Here is a 23,226-nt window from a genome sequence, read left to right as displayed (position 1 = left end):
GTTCAACTCCTTGTCGACGAGAGTTCGCCGGGGCTGCCGACGGCCGCGCTACCCGGCTTGCAGGTGAACACCAGAATCACCAGCGTGAGCACATACGGCACGGTGTTGAAGAGGTGGTAGCCCCAGCCGATGCCGATGGATTGCAGAGCCGGGCCGATGGCGCCCGCGCCGCCGAAGAGCAGCGCCGCACCCACGCAGCGCAGCGGGCTCCAGCGCGCGAAGATGACGAGCGCCACCGCGATCAGGCCCTGGCCGCTGGAGATGCCTTCGTTCCAGCTGCCCGGGTAGAACAGCGTGAGCGACGCACCGCCGAGCCCGGCGATGAAGCCGCCCGCCGTGGTCGCCGCGATGCGCAGGCCCGAGACCGAGTAGCCGAGCGCGCGCGTGGCCTGCGCCGAGTCACCCGCCATGCGCACCAGCAGCCCGGCACGCGTGCGCGCGAAGCCCCACCACAGCAGCACTGCGAGCGCGACGCCAATGGGCACCAGCGCATTGAGCTGCAGTGCCGAGCGCACGACAGTGTTGTCGCTCCAGAAGCCCAGCGGGATCGCGGGAATCTGCGGCGCCTGCGGCTGGATGAGCGGCTTGCCGAGATAGAACGCGAGCCCCGTGCCGAGCAGCATCAGCGCGATGCCGGTCGCCACGTCGTTCACACGGTCGAGCGAGCACAGCAGGCCGTGCAGCAGCGCAAGCGCCGCACCGGCCACCGCGCCGATCAGCACGCCGAGCCATGCGGAGTCGGTGAGGTAGGCACCGCCGAAGGCCGCCATGGCCGACAGCACCAGCACACCTTCGAGCCCGAGGTTGATGCGCCCCGATTTCTCGGTGAGGCATTCGCCCAGGCTCACGAAAAGGAACGGAGCGCCGACGCGCAGCGCGCCGCCGACGATGCCGGCAACCAGCGCGATCCATTGGTCGGCCGTCATGTGTAGCTCCTTGCCTCGGGCAGCATGCGGTCGCCGAACTTCTTCCAGTTGACCGTGCGCAGGCCCTCGCTCGCGAGGATCAGCACGAAAGCGATACCCTGCAGCACCAGCACCGACGCATCGGGCAACCCCAGCCGCCGCTGCAGCAAGCTGCCCGCCGCGCCGAAGCCGCCGAACAGGATCGCCACCGGCACGATGGCCACCGGGTTGTGCCGCGCGATGAAGGACACGAGGATGCCCGCGTAGCCATACCCCGCGATCAGCGAGGCATTGGCATTGGTGTGCACCGCCGCCACCTCGACCGCACCCGCCAGCCCCGCGCACGCACCGCCGAGTCCGCAGGCCGAAAGAATGAGCCGAGTGGCCGGCAGCCCCACAAGCTGCGCGGTGCGCGGATTGCCACCCACCACGCGCACCGAGAAGCCCGAAGCCGTGGCGCGCAGCCACCAGCCGAGCCCCAGGCAGGCCACGATGCCGATCACCAGGCCCCAGTGCACGTCGGAACCACCGATGCCGCCTATCAGCATCCCGTCGTTCAATGCATAGGTCGAAGGCTTGTTCAGGCTCGCCGGGTCGCGCAGCGGCCCTTCGACCAGGTGCTTGAAGATGCCGATGGCGATGTAGGCCAGCAGCAGGCTGCTGATGGTTTCGTTGATGCCGCGAAACTGCCGCAACCAGCCCGCGAGAACGATCCACACCGCACCGGCGATGGCGCCCGCAATGCAGACGATCACCGTGCCGATGACATTGCCGGGCAGCGGCACCGCATGCGCCAGCGCCGCGCAGGCCAGCCCGCCCAGCACCAGCGCGCCCTCGCCACCGATGATGATGAGCCCCGCGCGCGCGGGCAGCGCCACGCACAGCGCGGTGAGCATCAGCGGCGCAGCGCGCTGCAGCGTGTTCTGCCAAGAGAACCAGTCGCCGAACGCGCCCTTGAACAGCGTGGCCCAGACCTCCACCGGATCGACGCCCGCGAAGGCCACCAGCAGGCCGAACACCAGCAGTGCCGCCGCAATGGCGAACACCGGTAGTGCGAATTCCTTGAGCGCGTGGCGCATGGCGATGCTTGTTGCTGCGCGGCTCAGACCTGGCCGACGACGCCTTCGACGAGGTAGTTCATCTTCTCGAGTTCCAGGTCGGTCTGCTTGAGCACCTTGCCGGCCGGCACCACGACCGCACCCTTGTTGTCCTTGATGCCGTCCTTGAAGATGTCGAAAGTGCCCGCGATCATCTTCGCCTTGATGTCGTCGGCCTGCTTCTTCGCGGCGTCCGGCACCATGGGGCCGTAGGCGGACATCTTCACGTAGCCCTCCTTCAAACCGCCGCGCAGGAAGTTGGGATGCGGCTTGCCGGTTTGCGCGGCTTCGATGGCGGTCTTGTAGGCGGTGAGCCAGTTCCACTCGGCGCCGGTGAGGTATGCATTGGGTGCCAGCTTGGCCTGGCTCGCGTGGTAGCCGCAGACCATCTTGCCGCGCTTGGCTGCCGTCTCGACCACCACCTTGGGGCCGTCGACGTGCATGGTGAACACATCGCAGCCCTGGTCGGCCAGGCTGTTGGTGGCTTCGGCTTCTTTCACCGCCATCGACCAGTCGCCCGTGAAGATCACGCTGCAGGTGATGTTCGGCTTGACCGAGCGCGCGCCGAGCGTGAAGGCGTTGATGTTGCGCAGCACCTGCGGAATGGGCTTGGCGGCGACGAAGGCGATCTTGTTGCTCTTCGTCATGTGCGCGGCGATGACGCCGTTCAGGAACTGGCACTCGTCGATGTAGCCGAAGAAGCTGCCGACGTTCTTCGGGTGCTTGCCTTCGGTCCAGAGGCCGCCGCAGTGCGAGAAGCGCACGTCGGGGTTCTTGGGCGCGACCGCGAGGATGTGCGGATCGAAGTAGCCGAACGAAGTGGGAAACAGCAGCTTGGCGCCGTCCTGCGAAATCATGCCGGCCATGGTCTTCTGCACGGCGGCGGTCTCGGGCACGTTCTCTTCCTCGACCACCTTGATGCCGGGCAGCTTCTTGATCTCGGCTGCGGCCATGGCGTGCGCCTGGTTGTAGCCGTAGTCGTCGCGTGCGCCGACGTAGATCACGCCCAGGGTGAGCGGCTTGGGCTTGGCCTGTGCGCTGGCAAGGGCGCTCCAGCTTCCGAGGCTGCCTGCCGCGCCAAGTGCGGCCAGGGTCTTGAGGGAATCGCGGCGATTGAATTGGCTGGTCATGACGTACTCCGGTCTTGGATTTGAGGTGGGTGCAAAGAATGTGCCCGCGGGTCAGCCGAGCAGGCTCACGTGGGCGGCGACTACGCGCCAGCCATCGGCCGTGCGCAACCAGGTCTGGCTCTGGCGGCCGGTTTGGCGGCTGCCTTCGCGGCGGAACTCGACGTTGGCGGTCGCGAAGTCGCGGCCGTAGGTGGTGATGACGGTGCGCAGCAGTTCGCGCGGCGGGCTCTGCTGGGGCAGCGATGCGCGGAATGCGCTGATGTCGGCGTGGCCGTAGTGGTTCTCGGAGAAGCCGTAGCGCAGCGTGTGCGGACTGTTCCAGAAGAGCTCGTCGAGCACCGCGCGGTCGTTGCCGACCAGCGCCGCCTCGTAGCGCGCGAACACTGCGCTCACTTCAGCGAGCACATCGGGGATGTTGATCTCGGCTGTCACCGGCGAACCTCCCGCTGGAAGATGTCGAGGCTGAGCTTCTTCATGGCGACGAAGCTCTCGGTGCTCAGCGTCTCGACGGTGCGCGGGCGTGCGTCGCCATAGCGCAGGATCTCGGCGACCTTGGTGGGCCGCTTGGTCAGCAGCAGCACTTCGTCGGCGAGGTACACCGCCTCTTCGAGGTCGTGCGACACCAGCAGCATGGTGGTGCCGGTCTGCATGAACACCTCCTGCAGCTTCTCGCGGATGAAGAGCGTCATCTCGAAGTCGAGCGCCGAGAAGGGCTCGTCGAGAAACAGCACCTCGGGGTTGGGCGCGAGCGCACGCATGATCGACGCGGTCTGCTGCTGGCCGCCCGAGAGTTCGTACGGAAAGCGCTTCAGGTCGAACTTCACGTCGAAGGACGCCACCAGCTCTTCCATGCGCCGGTCGACCTCGGCCTTGCTGCGCCCTTCGAGCTTCAGCGGATAGGCGATGTTGTCGATGGTGCGCATCCACGGGAACATCGCCTCGCGGTAGTTCTGGAACACGTAGCCGATCTTGGTGTCCTTGCGCTGCTTGCCGTCGAACAGGATCTCGCCCGAATCGATGGGAATGAGCCCCGCGATCATGTTGATGAGCGTGGACTTGCCGCAGCCGTTCGGCCCGAACACCGAGACGATGGCGTGCTTGGGAATGTCGAGGTCGAAGTTCTCGTACAGCGGCCAGCCCGCGAAATACTTGGTGAGGCCACGGATGGTGATGTGCGTGCCTGCCGGGCCGGGCTTGAAGGCCGGCCTGGGCACGTCGGCGTATACCGGGCCGTTGACGACGATGTCTTGCGTGACTTTCATCTTCCGCTCCAGTGCACGATGCGGCGCTCGGCAATGAGGAAGAGGATATTGAGCGCATAGCCCAGCGCACCCGCCGCAAGAATCGCCGCGTACATGCTCTTCACGTTGAGCACCTGCTGCGCATCGATGATGCGGTGGCCGAGCCCCGTGTCGGAGCCGATGAACATCTCGGCCACGATGACGATCACCAGCGCCATCGACACCGCCGAACGCAGGCCGACGAAGCTTGGCTGCAGGCTTTCCCAGATCAGCACGTCCTTGAAGACCTGCCAGCGCGAGGCGCCCATGACGCGCGCCGCCATCACGCGCTGCTTGCGTGCGTTGATGACGCCGTAGGCACTGTTGAACACCACGATGAGCAGCGCGCCGAAGGCCGCGATGGCCACCTTGTTGACGTCGCTCACGCCGAAGATCAGCAGGAACAGCGGAATGAGCGCGGACGACGGCGTGGAGCGGAAGAAGTCGATCAGGAACTCCACGCTGCGGTACGCCTTCTCGTTGCTGCCGAGCAGCACGCCCAGCGGCACGCCGATGGCCGCCGCGATGACGAAGGCCTGCACGGTGCGCCACACGGTCATGGCGAAGTCGGTGAGCAGCGGGCCGCCGGCCAGGCCGGTGATGAGCGCGGCGATGGTGTCGGCGGGCGTGGGCAGCAATATCGGCTTGATGAAGCCGAGCCGCACCACCAGGTCCCACACGATGAACAGCACCACCGGGCCTATGAAGGGCAGCATGCGGTCGCGCAGCGGCGGCTTGGGCGCGGCAGTGGCCGTGCTGGCCGGCGGGGTCCACGGCGCGGCCGTGGTCGAGCTTGCTTCGGCCATGGTCGTCAGGCCTTGTAGAGGAGCGTGTCCACCACGACCTTCTTCTCGAAGATGCCCTTGTCGGTGAACAGGTCGTAGAACTTCTGGAAGTACGCGACGTCGCTGGGCTTGAACTCGTTGTAGAGCATGTACGACGCGAGCGGCACTTCCGCCGTGAGCTTGCCTTCGATGGCTGTGTAGCCCTTCATGAACTGGCGGGCCTCGTCGGGCTTGGTGCGCACCAGCTCCACGCCGCGCGCGTAGGCGGCGATGTACTTCTTGGCGATCTCTGGGTTCTTCTTGATGAACTCGGTGGTGAGGCTGGCTGCCCCGCCGTGCCAGGGCGCCATCGGGTCGCCGAGGATGTACTTGGCGACCACGCCGGCCTCGATGACGCGCGTGGTGCCGTTCATGCGGCCGACGGTGCCGGTGGGCTCCAGCGTGTAGCAGGCGTCGACCTGGCCCGCGACCAGTGCGGCCACGTGCTGGCCGATGGGCAGTTCGCTCACGGTCGCGCCCTTGGCGCCCGCGCGCTCCAGCATGGTCTTGCACAGCGTGACGTTCTGGATGCCGGGGCCCGAGGCGACCTTCTTGCCGGCCAGCTCGGCCATGGTCTTGATGGGACTGTCCTTGGCGACGATGAATTCGTCGAGCACGTATTTCGCGTTGCTCGGGTTGGTGCAGAAGATCTTGAAGAGGCCCGGCTGCGCGATCTCGCCGATGGCGAGGTTGGCCGAGCCGGTGCCGTTGGCGCTGCCGTCGCAGCGGCCGGCGAGCATGCCTTCCATTACCTGCTGCGCGCCGGCGAACTTGAGCGGTTCGACGTCGAGGCCGGCTTCCTTGAAGTAGCCCTTGTCGACCGCCGCGAAGAACGGCAGGCCGGCGGCCACGGGCCAGAAGCCGATGCGCAGCTTGGCGGCTCCCTGCGCACGCACGATGGCGGGCGCGGCCAGCACGGCCAGGCCCGCGGCGCCGGCCTGCAGCAGCTTTCGGCGACGCGATGCGGGAGGTTTGTCTTGGGTGCTCATCGGAACTCCTGGTCAGTTGGAACTCGGGGTGGCGCGGCTCGCGACGTATGCGCGCCAACCGCCATGGAGGGTCACGTCCTGCGCACCGGCCAGCGCGTGGCCCTCGCAGATGAAGCCTTTCACCCAGCTGCCGTCAGCCAGCTCGACGCTGCCGAGGCCCAGGGGCGGCGGAATGAGGGAGAGAAAGCTCCCGACCTGCGCCAGTGGCACAGCCCACACTTCGAGCGCGATGGCAGCGCCTTCATTGCCTTCGACCACACGCTGCAGGCCGGGCTTGGGCGGCACGGTGCCCGGCAGCGCATGCAGGCGGTAGGAGGACGAAGTGGTGGTGGCGCGCAGCAGCGTCGCCCCACGCTCGGTGAGCTGGCTGTTGAGCGGCATGCCCGAGAGATGCGCGCCGACCACGGCGATGGGCAGCGTGCCGGCGTCCGGCGCGGCGAGGCCAGGAATGGCACGCGGCTCGGGCAACGGCACGCCGGTCGCGCCTTGCGCGAGCCCGGTGGCGTGGTGGTAGCGCTGGCCCAGGTCGGCCAGCGCGAGGTCGCTGCCGCAGGGGCCGATCAGCGTGATGCCGAAGGGCAGGCCGTCCGCGCGCAGGCTACTGGGCACGGAGAGCGCGGCGTAGTCGAGCAGGTTGACGAAGTTGGTGTACGCGCCGAGGTTGCGGTTCAGCACCACCGGGTCGGCGCGCATCTGCTCGCGGGTGTAGTGCGTGGGCGCGGTGGGCACGAGCAGCACGTCGATGTCACGCCACATCGGCTCGACCTGTTGAGCGATGGCGCGCAGCCGCGTCTGGGCTTCGAACACGTCGGCGGCGCTGTAGTTGCGGCCACTCGCAAGGATGCCGCGCACGGGCTCGATCACGTCGTCGCCGTGTGCGTCGAAGAACTCGCGCACCGCGGCGTAGCGTTCGGCGACCAGCGCGCTTTCATAGAGCAGCGCGGCGGCCTCGGCGAGCGGGGCGTAGGAAATGGTGACTGGCGAGCCACCCATGGCCAGCAGCCGCGCGGTCGCGTCGTTGAACGCCCGTTCGGCGGCGGCGTCGCCGAAGAAGCTCAGCTTGTCGGGTACGCCGAAGCGAAAGTGCGCGGGCAGCGGCTTGCGGCTCAGGGCCAGGTCGCGCGAGTACGGGTCGCGCGCGTCGTGGCCGACTGCGGCGAGCAGCACGTCGACCGCGGTGGCGACGGTGCGCGCGAAGATCGAGACGCAGTCGGCGCTCTGCGCGGCGGGCACCACGCCGAAGGTGCTCAGCAGGCCGCGCGAAGGCTTGAGTCCGACGATGTTGTTGAGCCCGGCCGGCACGCGGCCCGAGCCGGCGGTGTCGGTGCCCAGCGCGAAGTCGACCTCGCCGGCCGCCACCACATAGGCCGAGCCCGAACTGGAGCCGCCCGAGACATAGCGCGCATCGAAGGCGTTGGGTACCTCGCCGTATGGCGAGCGCGTGCCGTTCAGGCCGCAGGCGAACTGGTCGAGGTTGGTCTTGCCAGCCAGGGATGCACCGGCTTCGAGCAGGCGCTGCACCACGGCTGCGTGGACCGTGGGGAGGCGGTCGAAGGCCGGGCAGGCGGCCGTGGTGGGCACGCCGGCGACGTCGATGTTGTCCTTGACCGCGAAGCTCAGCCCGGCGAGCGGCAGGGCAAAGCCCAGGGCCTTGCCAGCCGCTGCGTCCGCCACGGGGGCCGCGAATTTCGCGATCCAGGCGGCGGCGGGCGATCCGCTTTCTCCGTTTTCTTCATGCACCATCATTAGGCATCCAAACATGTGTACAAGTTGAGATGCAAGCGGCGTGCCAGCGGAAACGCGGTGTGGCGCGGATCTGAAACGTGTCGGGATTGGCTCCCTCTCCCCTCGGGGAGAGGACAGGTGCAGACGATGAGGCGCGGCTCTTATCTAGAGACCGCCGCCCTCTCCCCAAGGGGAAAGAGCGTCATGCAGGTCAGCTCTTCTTCGCGTCGCGGTAGAGCTGCTCGACCTTCGGCAGGTTCGCTTCAAGCTTCGTGATGCGATCCGGCCCACTCGGGTGCGTCGAGAGAAAGTTCAGGCTGCCCTGGTTCTTCGACGCCGCGGCCATCTTCTTCCACAGCGACACCGAAGCCTTCGGGTCATAGCCCGCGCGAGCCGCGAGTTCGAGCCCCACGAGATCGGCCTCGGTCTCGTCGCTGCGGCTGAACTTGAGCGTGAGGAGCTGCGTGCCGGCGCGCGCCGCCAGGTCGCCCACCTGGCCCCAGCCGAGCAGTTGCGCACCGATGGAGAGCGCCGCGCCCGTGCCCGCGCTCTTGGCCATGCGGGCGCGCGCATGCTCGCGCAGCGCGTGGGCCATTTCGTGGCCCATGACCATCGCGACCTCGTCGTCGGTGAGCTTGAGCTGTTCGAGGATGCCGGTGAAGAAGGCGATCTTGCCGCCGGGCATGCAGAAGGCGTTGATCTGCTTGCTGCCGATCAGGTTGACCTCCCACTTCCAGTCGCGGGCGCGCGAGTTCCACGGCGTGGCGAAGGGAATGAGGCGCTTGGCGATCGCGCGCAGGCGCTGCAGTTGCGGGTTGCTGTCGCCCGCGAGCGCATTCTTGGAGCGCGCCTGTTCGAGCAGTTGGCCGTATTGCTGCACGCCGGCAGCCTCGATCCTGTCGGCCGGCACGAGGTTGCGCGCCACCGAGGCGTTGCCGACATCGACCTGCGCCAGCGCCGGTGCGCTCAGGGCCGCGCCGGCGGCGGCCAGAAGAAAGGCCCGCCGGGGATTCCACGTGGAAGCGGCAGAAATGGCGGAAACAGGGCGATCGCAGCGTGTGCACATAGGAGGCGGATCATAGGAACAAATGAAGACAAAGGCCCTGGCCGATGTCCCCCGCCACTCATGGACAATCCGGGGTTCATGTCCGCCTCGCCCGCAGAAAACCCCACCGCCCCCTCACCGCCCTGGCGCGACGCGCTGAAGGTCTACCTGGAACCCGCCACCCTGCGCATGCTGGCGCTGGGTTTCTCGGCCGGGCTGCCGCTGCTGCTGGTGCTCGGCACCCTGAGCTTTCGCCTGCGCGAAGCGGGCATCGACCGCACCACCATCGGCTACCTGAGCTGGGTCGGCCTGGCCTACGGCTTCAAATGGGTCTGGGCGCCGCTGGTCGACCGGCTACCCCTGCCGCCGCTGACCACGCTGCTGGGACGCCGACGCGGCTGGCTGCTGCTGGCGCAGTGCGTGGTGATCGCCGGGCTGATCGGCATGGCGTTGAACGACCCCCGGCTGGGCCTCACGCCGCTGATCTGGTGCGCGCTGCTGGTGGCCTTCGGCTCGGCCACGCAGGACATCGCCCTCGACGCCTTCCGCATCGAATCGGCCGAAACGCGCAAGCAGGCCGCGCTGGCGGCCGCCTACCAGACCGGCTACCGGCTCGCGATGATCTGGGCCGGCGCGGGCGTCCTGTGGGTCGCGGCCTGGGCCGAGGTGGCACCGGCGGCCGTGGTCACGGGCGCGGCGGCCTACCAGAACGGGGCGTGGAAGACGGCTTACCTGGTGATGGCGGCCTCGATGGCGGTGGGCGTGATCACGGTGCTGCTGTCGCCCGAACCAGCGCCGAAGGAGCGCCAGATTGAAACGGCCGAGATGGCCGCTACGCGTGAGCAGATCGCAACGACCGGGATTCCCGTCTACGGCGCGATGCTTGCGCTGGCCGTCGTTCTGCTCGTTCCGGCTGCCGTGGCGCTCCAGATTCACTTTGTGATTCTCATCACGGCACTGTTGATCTTTGTGTCGCCGGTCGTGCTCGCCTACGCAGCGCTGGTTATATGGGCCGCGCGCATGAAATGGCGCGTGCGCATTCCCCAGCGGGCGCTCTCGCTGGTCGTCTGGTTCATTCACGCCTTCTACAAGCCCTTCGCCGACTTCATCCGCCGCTACAAATGGCAGGCCATGCTGATCCTTTCGCTGATCGCCATCTACCGCATCAGCGACGTGGTGATGGGCATCATGGCCAACCCCTTCTACGTGGACATGGGCTTCACCAAGGACGAGGTGGCCTCGGTCAGCAAGATCTACGGCGTGATCATGACGCTGGTGGGTGCCTTCGTCGGCGGCGTGCTGTCGATGCGCCTGGGCGTGATGCGGGTGCTGATGCTGGGCGCGGTGCTGAGCGCGGCCAGCAACCTGCTGTTTGCCTGGCTGGCCTCGCGCGGGCACGACCTGACGGCGCTGATCGCCGTGGTCTCGGCCGACAACCTGGCCGGCGGCATCGCCTCGGCGGCCTTCATCGCCTACCTGTCGAGCCTCACGAACATCAGTTATTCGGCCACGCAGTACGCCCTGTTCAGCTCGCTGATGCTGCTGCTGCCGAAGTTCATCGCCGGGTATTCGGGCGTCTTCGTCGACGCCTACGGCTACAGCACCTTCTTCGTCGCCACCGCGCTCTTGGGCGTGCCGGTCCTGGTGCTGGTGGCGCTGGCCTCGCGGATGACGGCCATCACAAGGCCCGCCGACCGTCAATAGGGCCTGGGCCCTATAGGAAACAGCCGACGCTGCGCGCGCCGCGCAACTGGTAGGCTGTGCCGGTATACATTCGTTTCTTTCATTCTCCTTTCCCCCTCGCGCCCTCTTCCTGCGCGCCCATCGTCCGCGAGCCTGCCAGCAAGCCCCTACAAGATCGTGCCGTCCCGAATTTCTCCTCTCCAAATCAGCGCCTACACGGCGACCTCCGCCGTGGGTGTCGGCAAGGACGTGCTGGCCGACGCGCTCGCGCAGTCGCGCAGCGGACTGCGCGCCAATGACTTCGGCGACGCCCCTCTGCCCACCTGGATCGGCCGCGTCGACGGGCTCGAGGAGATCCGCCTGCCCGAATCGCTCGCCCATTGGGACTGCCGCAACAACCGGCTCGCCTGGCTGGGCCTGCATGCCGACGGCTTCATCGAGGCGGTGGCTGCCGCGCGCGAAAAGTACGGCGCCTCGCGCATCGCGCTGATCCTGGGCACCTCGACCGCCAGCATCGGCGAGACCGAGCTGGCCTACACCCAGCTCGACGAACAGGGCATGTTCCCACCCAACCAGCGCCGCGCCGCAGTGCACACGCCGCACTCGCTGGCCATGTTCACGCAGCAGGTGCTGGGCATCAGCGGCCCGAGCGAGACCATTTCCACCGCCTGCTCGTCGAGCGCCAAGGTGTTCGCCTCGGCCGAGCGGCTGATCCGCCTGGGCCTGGCCGACGCGGCCGTGGTCGGTGGGGCCGACACGCTGTGCGGCAGCGTGCTGTTCGGCTTCAACTCGCTCGAACTGGTGTCGAGCGAGCCGTGCCGGCCCTTCGACGCCACCCGCAAGGGCATCAGCCTCGGCGAGGCCGCGGGCTTCGCGCTGGTCGAGCGCGTGCAGACCGGCGCCGACGCCGCGCCGCTGCACCTGCTGGGCTACGGCGAGGCCAGCGACGCGCACCACATGTCGACGCCGCACCCCGAGGGCCTGGGCGCCGAACGCGCGCTCGACGAGGCTCTGGCGCGCGCCGGCCTCGCGCCCGAGGCCATCGACTACATCAACATGCACGGCACCGCGAGCCAGAAGAACGACGAGGTCGAGGGCGCGCTGGTGGCGCGCCGCTTCCCGGCGCGCACGCACGCCAGCTCGACCAAGGGCTTCATGGGCCACACGCTGGGCGCGGCGGGCATCGTCGAGGCCGTCATCAGCCTGCTGGCCATCGAGCGCGGCGTGATGCCGGGCACCGTCAACACCCACACGCTGGACGAAGGCTTCGGCCCGCAGATCAGGCTCGAACCGGCGCGCGGCGAGGTGCGCTATGCGCTGACCAATTCATTCGGCTTCGGCGGCAACAACTGTTCGCTGGTGTTCGGCAAGGCGGCATGAGCGACATGAACCAAGCCCCCACGCCCCCGACCCTCTACATCGAAGGCCCCGCCTTCTGGACACCCACGCTGCCCGGCTGGGAGGCCGCGCGCGCCGCTTTCCGCGGCGAAGGCACGCTGGCCGACCCGCCCGCCAAGCGCCCGTCGCCACAGGTGCTGGCCCCGGCCGAGCGCCGCCGCGCGCCCGATACCGTGGCGCTGGCGCTCGAAGTGGCGGCCGCCGCCCTGGCCGGCTCGGGCCGCAACGCTGCCGACGTGCCCTGCGTGTTCACCTCGGCGCACGGCGACCTGTCGATCAACGACTACATGTGCAGCACGCTCGCGAGCGACCCGAAGATGCTGTCGCCCACCAAGTTCCACAACTCGGTGCACAACGCGGCCGTGGGCTACTGGACCATCGGCACCGGCTGCATGGCGGCCAGCAACGCCGTGTCGGCCTACGAGCACAGCTTTGCCTCGGGCCTGCTCGAAGCTGCGGTGCAATGCGCCTGCGACCAGGAGCCGGTGCTGCTGGTGGGCTACGACGCGCCCACGGTGGGTGCGCTGACCTCCGTGACCGACAGCCGCGGCCTGCTGGCGCTGGCGCTGGTGATCGCCAGCGAACCGACCGAACGGACCGTGGCGGCGCTCGACTGGTCGCTGGCCGGCAGCGAGCCCAACGACAACGCCACTCCGCCGCGCTCGGAGGCCGCGAAGTCACTCGCCGAAATCAACCCCATGGCGCAGGCGTTGCCGCTGTTCGAATCGCTGGCGCACATCGACAATGGCAACGGTTCGGCCCCCATCGACCTGCCGCTGTCTCCCACGCTGTCGCTGCGGCTGCAGCTGAGGCCGCACAGCCGGGGCTGAGTACCGTGCCCCCTGCCCCCGGCGCTATGCTTTTCGCAGCATCGCCGGTTGACAGGGATATTCGAGGTTTACCCAACTTTACGGAGCGTTCAAGCCTGCTTGCTCCCTGTGGACGACCATGAAGCGCATGAGCACCCCCCAACTCCTGATGATCGAAGACGACGCCCGCCTGGCGCAGATGGTGGGCGAATACCTGACGCAGTCGGGCTTCGCGTTCAACCATGCCGGCGACGGCGCCGCCGGGCTCGAGCAGCTGCAGCAGCACGCGCCCGACCTGGTGATCCTCGACCTGATGCTGCCCGACACCGACGGGCTCGAAGTCTGCCGCCGCATCCGCGCGCTGCCCGGCCCGCTGTCGAAGGTGTCGGTGCTGATGCTGACGGCCAAGGGCGACCCGATGGACCGCATCATCGGCCTCGAAATCGGCGCCGACGACTACCTGCCCAAGCCCTTCGAGCCGCGCGAGCTGCTGGCGCGCATCCGCGCCGTGCTGCGCCGCCGCAGCGAGAACGCCACCGAGGCCGAAGCCTCCACGGTGATGCGCTTCGGCACGCTGGAAATCGACCGCAATGCACGCACCGTGTCTGTGGCCGGAGCGCTGGCCGACCTGACCTCCTACCAGTTCGACCTGCTGGTGGCGATGGCCGAGCGCGCGGGCCGCGTGCTCACGCGCGACCAGATCATGGAGGCCGTGCGCGGCCGCGAACTCGAAGCCTTCGACCGTTCCATCGACGTGCACATGGGCCGCATCCGCGCGGCCATAGAAGTCGACGCGAAGAACCCCAAGCGCATCCTCACGGTGCGCGGCGTGGGCTACGTGTTCGCGAAACAGCAAGACTGAGCGGCTGCCGATGCTGCGCAGCCTTTACTCACGCCACCTCTACGTCCGCATCTGGCTCGCGGTGGTGGGCGGCGTCGTCATCCTCACGCTGATGGCCAACTGGATCGTGCGCGAAGCAGCGGAGGCCGAGCGCGAGCGCCTGGCACCGGTGCCGCGCAACGTGGTCGTGCTGGACGCACAGGACAAGCCGATCGGCGCGGGCACCGCCCTGCGCGTACCGGGCCAGGGCCTGGAGTTCGACGTGACGCTCAGCGACGGCAAGGCCATCACGCTGCGCGTGGCGCCACGCGAGCGACCCACCGGCTCCGGCGGCTTCGCGCCGTGGCGCACGCCCTTCGGGCTGGGCTGGATGATCGCGCTGGTGGGCGTGGCGGTGGCATTAGGCGTGTACCCGATCGTTCGGCGCATCACGCAGCGGCTGGAATCGCTGCAGCGCGGCGTGCAGCGATGGGGCGAGGGCGATCTCTCGGTGCGGGTGACCGAAGAAGGGCAGGACGAAGTGGCTGATCTCTCAAAACGATTCAACGCGTCGGCAGAACGCATCGAACAGCTGGTGCGTTCGCACAAATCGCTGCTGGCCAACGCCTCGCACGAGCTGCGTTCGCCGCTCACACGCATCCGCATGGGCCTGGAGCTGATGGGCGAGCGCCCGAGCCCGGCCGCTCGCGAGGAAATTTCGCGCAACATCGGCGAGCTCGACCAGCTCATCGACGAAATCCTGCTGGCCAGCCGGCTCGACGCCAGCGAGGCCGACATGGGCACCATCGAGGCCGTGGACCTGACCGGCCTGGCGGCCGAAGAGTGCTCGCAGGTAAATGCCGAGCTCGACCTGGCCGAAGGCACCGACAACGCCACGCTCACCGTGCCGGGCGTGTCGCGCCTGCTGCGCCGCGCGATCCGCAACCTGCTGGAAAACGCCCGCCGATACGGCGCCGGCGAAATCGCGGTGGAGCTGGGCAGCGCCAACGGCTATGCCACCGTGCGCGTCAACGACCGCGGCCCCGGCGTGCCCACGGCCCTGCGCGAACGCATCTTCGAACCCTTCTACCGTCTGCCGGGCGCCAGCGAGCGCAACGGCGGCGTGGGCCTGGGGCTGGCGCTGGTGAAGTCGATCGCCGAACGGCACGGCGGCACGGTGCGCTGCGAAGACCGCCCGGGCGGCGGCGCCAGCTTCGTGATCCGGTTGCCGGCCGTAGCGCGCGGGCACTGACCGCGCCACCCTCGCCCGCACGGGGCCGTGGTCAGGTTGGCTCCCAGATGCCAACCTAAAATCCCGCCCCTATGCAGAGATCGCACATCGTTCGGCCCGCGGCCATGTTCTGGGGGCTGGTGGTGTTCATGCCGGTCGGCGTCACCTACCTTTCGGCCATCTTGCTGCTGCTCACCATGCTGGTGGCCGGCGGCTTGCGCGAGCGCTACGCGCGGCTGCGCGCCAACCCGCTGTGGTGGCCGGTGGTGGCCTACCTGGCCTGGACCTTCCTCGTGCTGGCCTTCGGGCGGCACTACCCCGAAACCGGCTCCAACCTGTTCCACGGGGTGCGCATCGGCCTCACGATATTGATGGCGATGGCGCTCACGCGCGAAGAAGCGATATGGGCGCTGCGCGGCTTCCTGCTGATCGCGGCGCTGAATATCCTGCTGATCGTGGCCTACTACGCCATCGGCTTTCCGGTCTGGTCGCCGCTGCGCGCGGTGGTCATGGAGGTGGGCAACAAGTCGATCAGCAACGCCCTGCTGTTCAGCGTGGTGGCGTCCACCGCCGCCGTGTGGGGCATTGCACAGATCGCCGCGCACAAGCCGCTGCGTGCCATTCCGGCCTTCGTGCTGCTGCTCGGACTGGGCGTGGTGGTGGCGCTGCCGCTGACTTCGCGTACCTCGGTGCTCGCGTTGCTGCTGGTGATTCCGGTGGTGTGCATCCACCAGTGGCGCAACCACCTGAAGATGCTGGTGAGCGCGCTGGTGCTGGGGGCCGTGGTGCTGGGGGCCGGGCTGTACCAGTTGCCGCAGCTCCAGCACAAGGTCGAGACCGGCGTGCAGGAAATCGAAGAGGCGCAGGCCGGCGCCATCTTCAAGGGCAGCTGGGTCATCCGCTACTACATGTACAAGGACACGGGCCTCATGATTGCCGACCGGCCGCTCACCGGCTGGGGCATCGGCGGCTGGACCGAGCAGTGGCACAAGCGCGGCCCGGCGCTGTTCGCCGACTCGAACATGCCGCACAACGACTTCCTGTGGGTCGGCGCGCAAGGCGGGCTGCCGGCCTTGCTGAGCCTGCTGGTCATCATGGTCGCCGCCGTCTGGCAGGCGTGGAAACGGCCCGACATGGCGGGCCGTTATGCGCTGGCAGCTACGTTGATCGCGCTGATCGCGTCGAGCGTGAATTCGGCCATGCGCGACGCGCAGATCGGCCTGGCACTGCTGTTCATCGCGATGGTCTACCTGCGGCTGGCGCAGGAGAAGCAAGACCCGGATCCGTGGCGCGACCTGCTGCCGTCGCGTTGGCGCAAGAAAGAAACCGCCCCCCAGGCTGCTGCCTGAACTGCAGTAAAGGGGCGGTTGCGTCGGCTCGGCTCAGTGCCGCGCCGACACCGTCTCGCCGGCCTTCAGCCGGTACACCGTGCCGCAATACGGGCACTTGGCCTCGCCGGTGCGCGCCACGTCGAGGTACACCTTCGGGTGGCTGTTCCAGAGCTTCATGTCGGCCTTGGGGCTGGGGCAGAAAACGCCGCCCTGATGGTTGAGCTCCTTGGCCAGGAGTTCGACGACTGCATTGGTGGACATGGGTTCTCTCAGACTTTCGTGAGCCAGTGGGCGTACTTGGGGTTCTTGCCGTTCACGATGTCGAAGAAGGCAGACTGGATTTTCTCGGTGATCGGGCCACGGGCACCGCCGTCGCCGCGGTTGCCGATCTCGACGCGGTCGAGTTCGCGGATGGGCGTCACTTCAGCAGCGGTGCCGGTGAAGAAGGCCTCGTCGGCGATGTAGACCTCGTCGCGCGTGATGCGCTTTTGCACCAGCTCCAGGCCCAGGTCCTTGCACACGTGCAGGATGGTGTTGCGCGTGATGCCGTTGAGCGCACCGGCCGAAAGGTCGGGCGTGTACACCACGCCCCCCTTGACCACGAAGATGTTCTCGCCCGCGCCTTCCGACACGAAGCCGCTCGCGTCGAGCAGCAGCGCCTCGTCGTAGCCGTCGTCCAGCGCTTCCATGTTGGCCAGGATCGAGTTGGTGTAGTTGCTCACCGTCTTGGCCTGCGTCATCGTGATGTTGACGTGGTGGCGGGTGTAGCTGGAGGTTTTCACGCGGATGCCGCGCTTCATGCCCTCTTCGCCCAGGTAGGCGCCCCAGGACCAGGCCGCGACCATGGCGTGGATCTTGTTGCCCTTGGGGCTCACGCCGAGCTTTTCGGAGCCGATCCAGATCAGCGGACGCAGGTAGCAGCTTTCGAGCTTGTTCTCGCGCACCACCTGTTTCTGGGCCTCGTTGAGCTGTTCGGGCGTGAACGGGATCTTCATGCGCAGGATCTTGGCGCTGTTGAACAGGCGCTCGGTGTGCTCTGCCAGGCGGAAGATCGACGTGCCGCCGTCCGCCGTCTTGTAGGCGCGCACGCCCTCGAAGGCGCCGCAACCGTAGTGCAGCGTGTGGCTCAGCACGTGGATCTTGGCGTCGCGCCAGTCCACGAGTTCGCCGTCCATCCAGATCTTGCCGTCACGGTCGTCCAGCGAGGGGGGGATCGAGCTCATTTCCTGATTCCTTTGTTTGGGAAGCGGTGTGGGGTGGGGTGCGACGGGGGAAGTCGCAAAAGCTTTCGATTTTACGGCCGGGGCCGGAACGGGGTGCCCGACAATGGCCGGTTGTGCAAACCAGTGGAAAAAGGGTTTCCGTGTCCGTATTCAAGAACGTCATCGTCTATCGCATCGAACCTGCCTGGTCCCAAACACTGGCCGAGGCGGAAGAAGGGCTCGGCAAGCAGCGCTTCGAGCCCTGCGGCCCCTCGCAGGAAAAGTCCGCCGGCTGGGTCGAGCCCCGCGGCGAAGCCAACGGCCCGTTGGTCGAATCCATCGACGGCCAGTGGCTGGTCGAATACATGATCGAGAGCAAGACCGTGCCCGGCTCCGTGGTGCGCCGCAAGCTCGACGAGCGCTGCGCGCAGATCGAAGCCACCACCGGCCGCAAGCCCGGCAAGAAGGAAAAGAAGGAGCTCAAGGAAGACATCACCCTGGAGCTGCTGCCCATGGCCTTCACGCGCAGTGCGCGCGTGGCGGTGTGGATCGACAAGGCCGAGAACCGCCTCGTGATCAACAGCGGCAACGCCGCACGCGCCGATGAAGTGGTCACCAGCCTCGTGAAGTCGCTCGACGGCTTTGCCGTGGCCCTCATCAACACGCAGATCGAGCCCGCAGCCGCCATGGCCAACTGGCTGCTGACGCAGGAGCCGCCGGCCGGCTTCACCATCGACCGCGAGTGCGAGCTCAAGGCCTCCGACGACTCCAAGGCCGTGGTGCGCTACGCCAAGCACCCGCTGGACATCGACGAGGTGAAGCAGCACATCACCGACGGCAAGCGCCCGACGCGGCTCGCGTTGACGTGGGACGACCGCGTGTCCTTCGAGCTGACGCACGGCATGCTGATCCGCAAGATCACCTTCCTCGAAGGCACGGGCGACGGCGCCGCGGGCGGCAAGAAGGAAGATAACTTCGACGCAGACGTGGCAATTGCCACGGGCGAACTGGGCCAGCTGGTGCCGGCGCTGCTCGATGCTCTAGGTGGCGAGGCGGCGTTCTCGGCGGCATTGCCCGACGAAGCGCAGAAACCGGCTGTGGCAGCCGCACCCACGACGACCGTGCCTGCCGATGCGCCCGAGGAAGAAGACGCGCCGTTCTAAGGCCGCTATGGCTCAGGCGACCAGGTAGGTCTGCGCCAGCCGCACCCAGCATGCGGCTCCAAGCGGCAGCACCTGGTCGTTGAAGTCATACCCGGGGTTGTGCACCATGCAGCCCCCGAACTCGCCCTCCCCGTTGCCGAGCAGCAGATAGCAGCCCGGCAACGCATCGAGCATCCACGCGAAGTCCTCGCTGCCCGCGAAACCCCGGGGCACTTTCGTGATGACGCTCTCCTCGCCCACCAGCTCGGTGCATACCTTTGCCATCAGCTGCGTCTCGGCCGCGGTGTTGACCACCGGCGGCACCAGCTGGCGGTAGTCGATCTCGGCCTCCACGCCGTGCGCCTGCGCGGTGAGGCTCACGATCTCGCGGATGCGCTGCTCGACCAGCGCGCGCGTCTCGGGCTGCGCCGCGCGCACGTTCAGGCCCAGCGACACCGACTGCGGAATCACGTTGTGCGTGGCGCCGCCGCGAATGAAGCCGACCGACACCACCGCCGTGTCGTCAGGCGCCACGTTGCGCGCCACCACGGTCTGCAGCGCTGTCACCACCGCCGCAGCCGCCGCGACGGGATCGCGCGCGCGGTGCGGCATGGCACCGTGTCCACCCACGCCCTTGATCGTGACGTCGGCCACGTCGGACGACAGCGTGACCGGGCCTTCGACCGCCAGCACCGTGCCCACCGGCACGCCCGGCGCGTTGTGCAGCGCGTACACCGCATCGCAGGGGAAGCGCTCGAACAGGCCGTCCGCGATCATCGCGCGCGCGCCGCAGAGGTTTTCTTCATCGGGCTGGAAGATCAGGTTCAGCGTGCCGTCGAAGTTGCGCGTCGTCGCCAGCGCCTTGGCCGCGGCCAGCAGAATCGCCGTGTGGCCGTCGTGGCCGCAGGCATGCATGCGGCCGGGGTTGCGGCTGGCATACGGCAGGCCGGTGGCCTCGATGATGGGCAGCGCGTCCATGTCGGCGCGGATGCCGAGGCGGCGCGTGCCGCTGCCGAGCTTGAGCTGCGCCACGATACCGGTCTTGCCGATGCCGGTGTGCACCTCGTAGCCCCAGCTGCGTAGCAGGTTGGCAACGAGTTCGCTGGTGGCGCTCACCTCGAAGCCGAGCTCCGGGTTCGCGTGGATCTGGCGGCGGATGTCGACGAAAGCCTGTGTGTCGACATCGGCCTGGGGGAGCAGGCGCGACAGGAGCTTCGTGGTCTGGGGGCTGAGTTCGCGGGTCATGTGAAAGGGTTCGCTCTCGGTGAAGTTCTTCGATCAATCGGCCTTGCGTTCGCGCAGGCTCAGCAGCGCGCACAGGCTTAGCACGCCGCAGACCATCATGTAGAAGGCCGGCGACATCGGGTTGTCCGTCTTCGCGAGTAGCCAGGTGACGATGAACTGCGAGGAGCCGCCGAACACCGTCACGCCCACGCTGTAAATCACCGAGATGCCGCTGGCGCGCACGCCGGCCGGCAGCATCTCGAGCAACATCAGAAACATCGGCGTGGTGCCGATGTTCACGCTCGCGGTCAGCAGTGCCGACAGCGCCAGCACCAGCGGCACGCTCGGGTAGTGGCTGATGATCCAGAACACCGGGTAGACGGCGACAACGCTGAACAGCAGCGAGCCGATCACCAGCGGCTTGCGGTTCGGCAGCCTGTCGGCCAATCGCCCCGCCACCAGCGACACCACGAACAGCGTGATGCCCGTGACGCAGCCCGACAGCAGCGACAGCGACGGCGGCATGTGCAGCACGCGGATCATGTAGGTGGGCATGAAGAACACCACGAGGTACATCGTCGCCGTGCCCGCCGTGGTGGCGAGGATGCCCTTGAGCACCAGGCCGCCGTGGTTGCGCATCAGCCGCCCGATGGGGCTGGACTCGTGGCTTTCGGCAACGTGCGTTTCCTCCAGTTGCGAGCGGATGTACAGGCCCACCGGCGCGATCAGCAGGCCGAGCAGGAACGGCAGGCGCCAGCCCCAGCTTTCGAGCGACGCCTGCGGCAATGCGGCGTACAGCGCGGCGCCCGTGAGCGCGCCCAGCAGCGCAGACACGCCCTGGCTCGCAAGCTGCCAGCTCACGCGGAAACCCCGTCCCTTGATGCCTCCGGCCTCCATCAGCATCGAGGTGGCCGCACCCACCTCGCCGCCCAGCGAGAAGCCCTGCAGCAGCCGGCCCGCGACGATCATCAGCGAGCCGAACACGCCGGCCGACGCATAGCTGGGCGCGAACGCGATGCACAGCGTGCCGAGCACCATGAGGCCGATGGTCAGCGTCATCGCGGCCTTGCGGCCCTTGCGGTCGGCGTAGTTGCCGATGATCACGCCGCCCAGCGGCCGCATCACGAAGCCGATGCCGAAGGTGGCCACGGCCAGCAGCAGCGAGCCGTACGGGCTGTCGGAGGGGAAGAACAGCTTGCCGATCAGCAGCGCGAAGAAGCTGTAGACGGTGAAGTCGTACATCTCCAGCGCATTGCCCAGCGAGCAGGCGGCGATCAGGCGGAACTGGCTCTGCCTTCCCTTGCCTTGCACGGCAGTAGCGGCGGCTGGTGAAGGGCCCCGGATCGGGCTTGCGGGCAATGCGGCTTCGCTCATCTAATGTCACTCCACGAACAGGTTGCGGGGGGCCGGATCGGCCTCTGGCGGCGGAGTATTCAGGCAAAGCGCTGCGGCAAAGAATCACATATTTTCATGCTGATAACCAAACGGCATCCCCGTCATAAACAGGCACCGGAAGCCATCGGGACAACCCTCAGGACGCCTTTTTTCGGGAGATCGGCACCACGATGAAGCTGCAACAGTTGCGCGTTCTGCTGGCGGTGGCACAGCACGGCAGCATCCATGAGGCGTCGCGCAGCCTGCACACTACGCAGCCCGCGCTGTCGAAGACCATTTCGGAACTGGAGCGCGAACTCGGCGTGACGCTGATGTCGCGCTCCACGCGCGGCGTGAGCCTCACCCCCTACGGCGCGGCGCTGGTCAAGCGCGCGAGCCTTGTCGAGCAGGAACTGCGGCATGCGCTCGAAGACATCGAGGCGATCCGCGGGCACGACGAGGCGCAGCTCAACATCGGCTTCACCGCGGTGGCATCGAGCGGGCCGCTGCCCGATGCGATGGCTTCGTTCCGCCAGCGCTTTCCCAACGTGGCGATGCGCGGCTTCGAGCTGCGGCCGCAGCAGATCTTCGAAGGCCTGCGCGAGGGCCGGCTCGACCTGGGACTGGTTTCCACCTGCAACGGGCCGGGCACCAGCGCCCTCCAGTGGGAGCCGCTTTTCTCAGTGGCGATGCATTTATCGGTGCGTGCCGGCCATCCGCTGCGGCGCGTGCGCAAGCTGCAGCCGCTGCTCGACGCCGACTGGTTGGTGCTCGACCCCGTCGACGACGCCGGCAGCCCGCTGGTGAGCACGATGCGCCTGCACGGCCTGGAGATGCCCAGGCGCATGGTGCACAGCGCTTCGAATCTGCTGGGCCTGCAGCTGGCCACGCAGACCGACCTGATCAGCATGTGGTCGGATTTCGTCTTCCACGGCGCGGGGCCGCTGCGGCTGCAGCCCGGCCTGCTGGAAAAGCTGTCGATCACCGATGCGCTGCCGGACTTCGACGTGTTCCTGGTCTACCGCTCGGCCGACCTCATGACGCACGTGTGCACCGAATTCGTGAAGGAGGCGCGTCACCATGCGAAAGCGAATCCGCCTTGGCGGCAGCCAAGGCGCAAGGCGGGCGCGGGCTGATCAGGCCGCGGGGGTCTGCGTGCTGTCGTCTTCGGGCGCCGTTTCGGGCCGCGTCATCGTCCAGCTCTGCAGCTTGCCGCCGTTGAACACGGTATCGACATACGAGCCGCCGCCGTCGGTCCAGCGATAGTGCTCGGGCTGCTCGTCCTTGGGCGAGCGCAGCTCGCCGAGGGCGCGCGTCATCGCGATCACGTGCATCAGCGTCACGCCCGGCTTGAGCTTGGCATTGAGCATCACGGCGCTGGCCACATAGCCCACCGGCCGTTCGGCCGCGCGCTTGAGCACCTGCATCGCGCGGTTGAAGTGCAGCAGCAAGAACATCACGATCGCGCCGCCGGCCAGGGCAACACCGCCCCAACCGCCGCTGCGCCAGGCCAGCCCCAGGAGAAGGATGGCACCCACGGGCACCAGAAGTTTCTTGAAATCCATGGCGCGCATTGTCGCCGCCCCGGGGCGGGCGCCGAAGTAGCGGCCCTGACTACCCCTGGGCGCGCTGGACGGTACTCACCCCGAAAAGCGCATGGCACGCGAGCGCCACGCGGCACATTTCGCTTCACGGGCACAGCAAGCCCGGGCCACCGAAAAGCGTATGACCATCCCGCGTTCCGTCACCTTCGTTCGTCTCACCCTCGTCGGCACGGCGATCAGCAGCATGGACGGCCGCGAACAGTTTCAGGGAGAGGCAACCCGGGTCGCAGGCTCGCAAGGCACCGGCATGGCGAACGCCACCGGCAGCCGCAGCGGCGACCCGGGATGCCAGTACACGATGAACCCGGCCACGTTGGGCAGCGGCCAATGCGTACCCAGCAGCGGACCGGCGTTCACGACACACATCGGGGGATAGGGAGGGTAGCCCGGCGCGTCACAGGCGCGCCGGGCAT

The 23,226-nt window shown here is 67.7% G+C and carries 23 protein-coding genes; 9 read left to right on the top strand and 14 right to left on the bottom strand.

Going from position 1 to position 23,226, the window contains the following annotated elements; all coding sequences use genetic code 11:
- Window positions 1–2 precede the first annotated feature (2 nt).
- The 9 genes from BLV60_RS09300 to BLV60_RS09260 form a co-directional block, all read right to left on the bottom strand.
- Window positions 3–926: an ABC transporter permease gene (locus BLV60_RS09300; protein WP_093053407.1), complete on the bottom strand. Its 924-nt coding sequence runs from the start codon at window positions 924–926 to the stop codon at window positions 3–5.
- Window positions 923–1,984 carry an ABC transporter permease gene (locus tag BLV60_RS09295; protein WP_093053404.1) on the bottom strand — a complete coding sequence of 354 codons (1,062 nt, stop codon included), beginning with the start codon at window positions 1,982–1,984 and terminating at the stop codon, window positions 923–925. The genes BLV60_RS09300 and BLV60_RS09295 overlap by 4 nt, the downstream gene beginning before the upstream one ends.
- A 23-nt stretch (window positions 1,985–2,007) precedes the next feature.
- Window positions 2,008–3,132, bottom strand: coding sequence for a BMP family ABC transporter substrate-binding protein (locus BLV60_RS09290; protein ID WP_093053401.1), 1,125 nt, complete (start codon window positions 3,130–3,132; stop codon window positions 2,008–2,010).
- 51 nt (window positions 3,133–3,183) lie between these two features.
- Window positions 3,184–3,564: an oxalurate catabolism protein HpxZ gene (gene hpxZ / locus BLV60_RS09285; protein ID WP_093053398.1), complete on the bottom strand. Its 381-nt coding sequence runs from the start codon at window positions 3,562–3,564 to the stop codon at window positions 3,184–3,186.
- Window positions 3,561–4,394 (bottom strand): ABC transporter ATP-binding protein, encoded by an 834-nt coding sequence (locus BLV60_RS09280; RefSeq protein ID WP_093053396.1) that lies wholly within the window; start codon window positions 4,392–4,394, stop codon window positions 3,561–3,563. The genes hpxZ and BLV60_RS09280 overlap by 4 nt, the downstream gene beginning before the upstream one ends.
- On the bottom strand, window positions 4,391–5,218 hold the full coding sequence (locus tag BLV60_RS09275) for an ABC transporter permease (RefSeq protein ID WP_093053393.1): 828 nt from the start codon (window positions 5,216–5,218) through the stop codon (window positions 4,391–4,393). Before BLV60_RS09275 ends, BLV60_RS09280 begins: the two co-directional genes overlap by 4 nt.
- Window positions 5,219–5,223: 5 nt before the next feature.
- Entirely contained in the window at window positions 5,224–6,225 is a 1,002-nt protein-coding gene (locus tag BLV60_RS09270) for an ABC transporter substrate-binding protein (protein ID WP_093053390.1), read from the bottom strand.
- Window positions 6,226–6,237: 12 nt separating this feature from the next.
- Entirely contained in the window at window positions 6,238–7,971 is a 1,734-nt protein-coding gene (atzF, locus tag BLV60_RS09265; protein WP_093053387.1) for an allophanate hydrolase, read from the bottom strand.
- A gap of 190 nt (window positions 7,972–8,161) precedes the next feature.
- Window positions 8,162–9,016, bottom strand: a complete 855-nt coding sequence (locus BLV60_RS09260; protein WP_093053384.1) for a M48 family metallopeptidase — start codon at window positions 9,014–9,016, stop codon at window positions 8,162–8,164.
- Between the two features lie 60 nt (window positions 9,017–9,076).
- On the opposite strand from BLV60_RS09260, the gene BLV60_RS09255 reads away from it, so the two are divergent.
- From BLV60_RS09255 to BLV60_RS09230, 6 genes are all read left to right on the top strand, one after another.
- A complete protein-coding gene (locus BLV60_RS09255) occupies window positions 9,077–10,699 on the top strand; it encodes an AmpG family muropeptide MFS transporter (protein WP_093053381.1) in 1,623 nt (540 codons plus the stop codon).
- 156 nt (window positions 10,700–10,855) lie between these two features.
- Window positions 10,856–12,058 carry a beta-ketoacyl-[acyl-carrier-protein] synthase family protein gene (locus tag BLV60_RS09250; RefSeq protein ID WP_093053378.1) on the top strand — a complete coding sequence of 401 codons (1,203 nt, stop codon included), beginning with the start codon at window positions 10,856–10,858 and terminating at the stop codon, window positions 12,056–12,058.
- Window positions 12,059–12,063: 5 nt separating this feature from the next.
- Complete coding sequence (locus tag BLV60_RS09245) at window positions 12,064–12,906, top strand: beta-ketoacyl synthase chain length factor (RefSeq protein WP_256328913.1); 843 nt, start codon at window positions 12,064–12,066, stop codon at window positions 12,904–12,906.
- Between the two features lie 118 nt (window positions 12,907–13,024).
- Entirely contained in the window at window positions 13,025–13,747 is a 723-nt protein-coding gene (locus tag BLV60_RS09240) for a response regulator transcription factor (protein ID WP_093053372.1), read from the top strand.
- A gap of 10 nt (window positions 13,748–13,757) precedes the next feature.
- Window positions 13,758–14,957 (top strand): ATP-binding protein, encoded by a 1,200-nt coding sequence (locus BLV60_RS09235; protein ID WP_093053369.1) that lies wholly within the window; start codon window positions 13,758–13,760, stop codon window positions 14,955–14,957.
- Between the two features lie 71 nt (window positions 14,958–15,028).
- Window positions 15,029–16,285 carry an O-antigen ligase family protein gene (locus BLV60_RS09230; protein ID WP_093053366.1) on the top strand — a complete coding sequence of 419 codons (1,257 nt, stop codon included), beginning with the start codon at window positions 15,029–15,031 and terminating at the stop codon, window positions 16,283–16,285.
- A gap of 33 nt (window positions 16,286–16,318) precedes the next feature.
- On the opposite strand, the gene BLV60_RS09225 is transcribed toward BLV60_RS09230, so the two are convergent.
- Together BLV60_RS09225 and BLV60_RS09220 are read right to left on the bottom strand one after the other, a co-directional pair.
- Window positions 16,319–16,528, bottom strand: coding sequence for a zinc-finger domain-containing protein (locus BLV60_RS09225; protein WP_081270012.1), 210 nt, complete (start codon window positions 16,526–16,528; stop codon window positions 16,319–16,321).
- Between the two features lie 8 nt (window positions 16,529–16,536).
- Window positions 16,537–17,490, bottom strand: coding sequence for a branched-chain amino acid transaminase (locus BLV60_RS09220; RefSeq protein WP_093053364.1), 954 nt, complete (start codon window positions 17,488–17,490; stop codon window positions 16,537–16,539).
- A 140-nt stretch (window positions 17,491–17,630) separates the two neighbouring features.
- On the opposite strand from BLV60_RS09220, the gene BLV60_RS09215 reads away from it, so the two are divergent.
- Window positions 17,631–18,632, top strand: a complete 1,002-nt coding sequence (locus BLV60_RS09215) for a recombination-associated protein RdgC (protein ID WP_093053361.1) — start codon at window positions 17,631–17,633, stop codon at window positions 18,630–18,632.
- Between the two features lie 12 nt (window positions 18,633–18,644).
- On the opposite strand, the gene BLV60_RS09210 is transcribed toward BLV60_RS09215, so the two are convergent.
- A complete protein-coding gene (locus BLV60_RS09210) occupies window positions 18,645–19,856 on the bottom strand; it encodes a M20 aminoacylase family protein (RefSeq protein ID WP_093053358.1) in 1,212 nt (403 codons plus the stop codon).
- A gap of 33 nt (window positions 19,857–19,889) precedes the next feature.
- Complete coding sequence (locus BLV60_RS09205; RefSeq protein ID WP_093053355.1) at window positions 19,890–21,209, bottom strand: MFS transporter; 1,320 nt, start codon at window positions 21,207–21,209, stop codon at window positions 19,890–19,892.
- 191 nt (window positions 21,210–21,400) lie between these two features.
- Between BLV60_RS09205 and BLV60_RS09200 the strand changes: the two genes are divergently transcribed.
- Window positions 21,401–22,345, top strand: coding sequence for a LysR family transcriptional regulator (locus tag BLV60_RS09200; RefSeq protein WP_093053352.1), 945 nt, complete (start codon window positions 21,401–21,403; stop codon window positions 22,343–22,345).
- Here BLV60_RS09200 and BLV60_RS09195 read toward each other — a convergent pair whose 3' ends face one another.
- The gene (locus BLV60_RS09195) at window positions 22,346–22,783 is read right to left on the bottom strand and encodes a glycerate kinase (protein WP_093053349.1); all 438 of its coding nucleotides are present in this window, start codon (window positions 22,781–22,783) and stop codon (window positions 22,346–22,348) included.
- A 151-nt stretch (window positions 22,784–22,934) separates the two neighbouring features.
- On the opposite strand from BLV60_RS09195, the gene BLV60_RS09190 reads away from it, so the two are divergent.
- Window positions 22,935–23,189 carry a hypothetical protein gene (locus BLV60_RS09190; protein WP_093053347.1) on the top strand — a complete coding sequence of 85 codons (255 nt, stop codon included), beginning with the start codon at window positions 22,935–22,937 and terminating at the stop codon, window positions 23,187–23,189.
- Window positions 23,190–23,226 lie beyond the last annotated feature (37 nt).

Origin of the sequence: Variovorax sp. YR634 (assembly GCF_900106655.1) — a bacterium.
Classification (GTDB): domain Bacteria; phylum Pseudomonadota; class Gammaproteobacteria; order Burkholderiales; family Burkholderiaceae_C; genus Variovorax.
This window is presented reverse-complemented; position numbering and strand designations above follow the sequence as displayed.

Bases quoted from the DNA above. Each gene is read 5' to 3' on its own strand.
- BLV60_RS09280 (WP_093053396.1), bottom strand. From the start codon at position 4,394: ATGAAAGTCACGCAAGACATCGTCGTCAACGGCCCGGTATACGCCGAC.
- BLV60_RS09295 (WP_093053404.1), bottom strand. From the start codon at position 1,984: ATGCGCCACGCGCTCAAGGAATTCGCACTACCGGTGTTCGCCATTGCG.
- BLV60_RS09190 (WP_093053347.1), top strand. From the start codon at position 22,935: ATGACCATCCCGCGTTCCGTCACCTTCGTTCGTCTCACCCTCGTCGGC.
- BLV60_RS09205 (WP_093053355.1), bottom strand. From the start codon at position 21,209: ATGAGCGAAGCCGCATTGCCCGCAAGCCCGATCCGGGGCCCTTCACCA.
- BLV60_RS09245 (WP_256328913.1), top strand. From the start codon at position 12,064: ATGAACCAAGCCCCCACGCCCCCGACCCTCTACATCGAAGGCCCCGCC.
- atzF (WP_093053387.1), bottom strand. From the start codon at position 7,971: ATGATGGTGCATGAAGAAAACGGAGAAAGCGGATCGCCCGCCGCCGCC.
- BLV60_RS09240 (WP_093053372.1), top strand. From the start codon at position 13,025: ATGAAGCGCATGAGCACCCCCCAACTCCTGATGATCGAAGACGACGCC.
- BLV60_RS09235 (WP_093053369.1), top strand. From the start codon at position 13,758: ATGCTGCGCAGCCTTTACTCACGCCACCTCTACGTCCGCATCTGGCTC.
- BLV60_RS09200 (WP_093053352.1), top strand. From the start codon at position 21,401: ATGAAGCTGCAACAGTTGCGCGTTCTGCTGGCGGTGGCACAGCACGGC.
- BLV60_RS09225 (WP_081270012.1), bottom strand. From the start codon at position 16,528: ATGTCCACCAATGCAGTCGTCGAACTCCTGGCCAAGGAGCTCAACCAT.
- BLV60_RS09260 (WP_093053384.1), bottom strand. From the start codon at position 9,016: ATGTGCACACGCTGCGATCGCCCTGTTTCCGCCATTTCTGCCGCTTCC.
- BLV60_RS09210 (WP_093053358.1), bottom strand. From the start codon at position 19,856: ATGACCCGCGAACTCAGCCCCCAGACCACGAAGCTCCTGTCGCGCCTG.
- BLV60_RS09290 (WP_093053401.1), bottom strand. From the start codon at position 3,132: ATGACCAGCCAATTCAATCGCCGCGATTCCCTCAAGACCCTGGCCGCA.
- BLV60_RS09195 (WP_093053349.1), bottom strand. From the start codon at position 22,783: ATGCGCGCCATGGATTTCAAGAAACTTCTGGTGCCCGTGGGTGCCATC.
- BLV60_RS09220 (WP_093053364.1), bottom strand. From the start codon at position 17,490: ATGAGCTCGATCCCCCCCTCGCTGGACGACCGTGACGGCAAGATCTGG.
- BLV60_RS09270 (WP_093053390.1), bottom strand. From the start codon at position 6,225: ATGAGCACCCAAGACAAACCTCCCGCATCGCGTCGCCGAAAGCTGCTG.
- BLV60_RS09300 (WP_093053407.1), bottom strand. From the start codon at position 926: ATGACGGCCGACCAATGGATCGCGCTGGTTGCCGGCATCGTCGGCGGC.
- BLV60_RS09255 (WP_093053381.1), top strand. From the start codon at position 9,077: ATGGACAATCCGGGGTTCATGTCCGCCTCGCCCGCAGAAAACCCCACC.
- BLV60_RS09230 (WP_093053366.1), top strand. From the start codon at position 15,029: ATGCAGAGATCGCACATCGTTCGGCCCGCGGCCATGTTCTGGGGGCTG.
- BLV60_RS09275 (WP_093053393.1), bottom strand. From the start codon at position 5,218: ATGGCCGAAGCAAGCTCGACCACGGCCGCGCCGTGGACCCCGCCGGCC.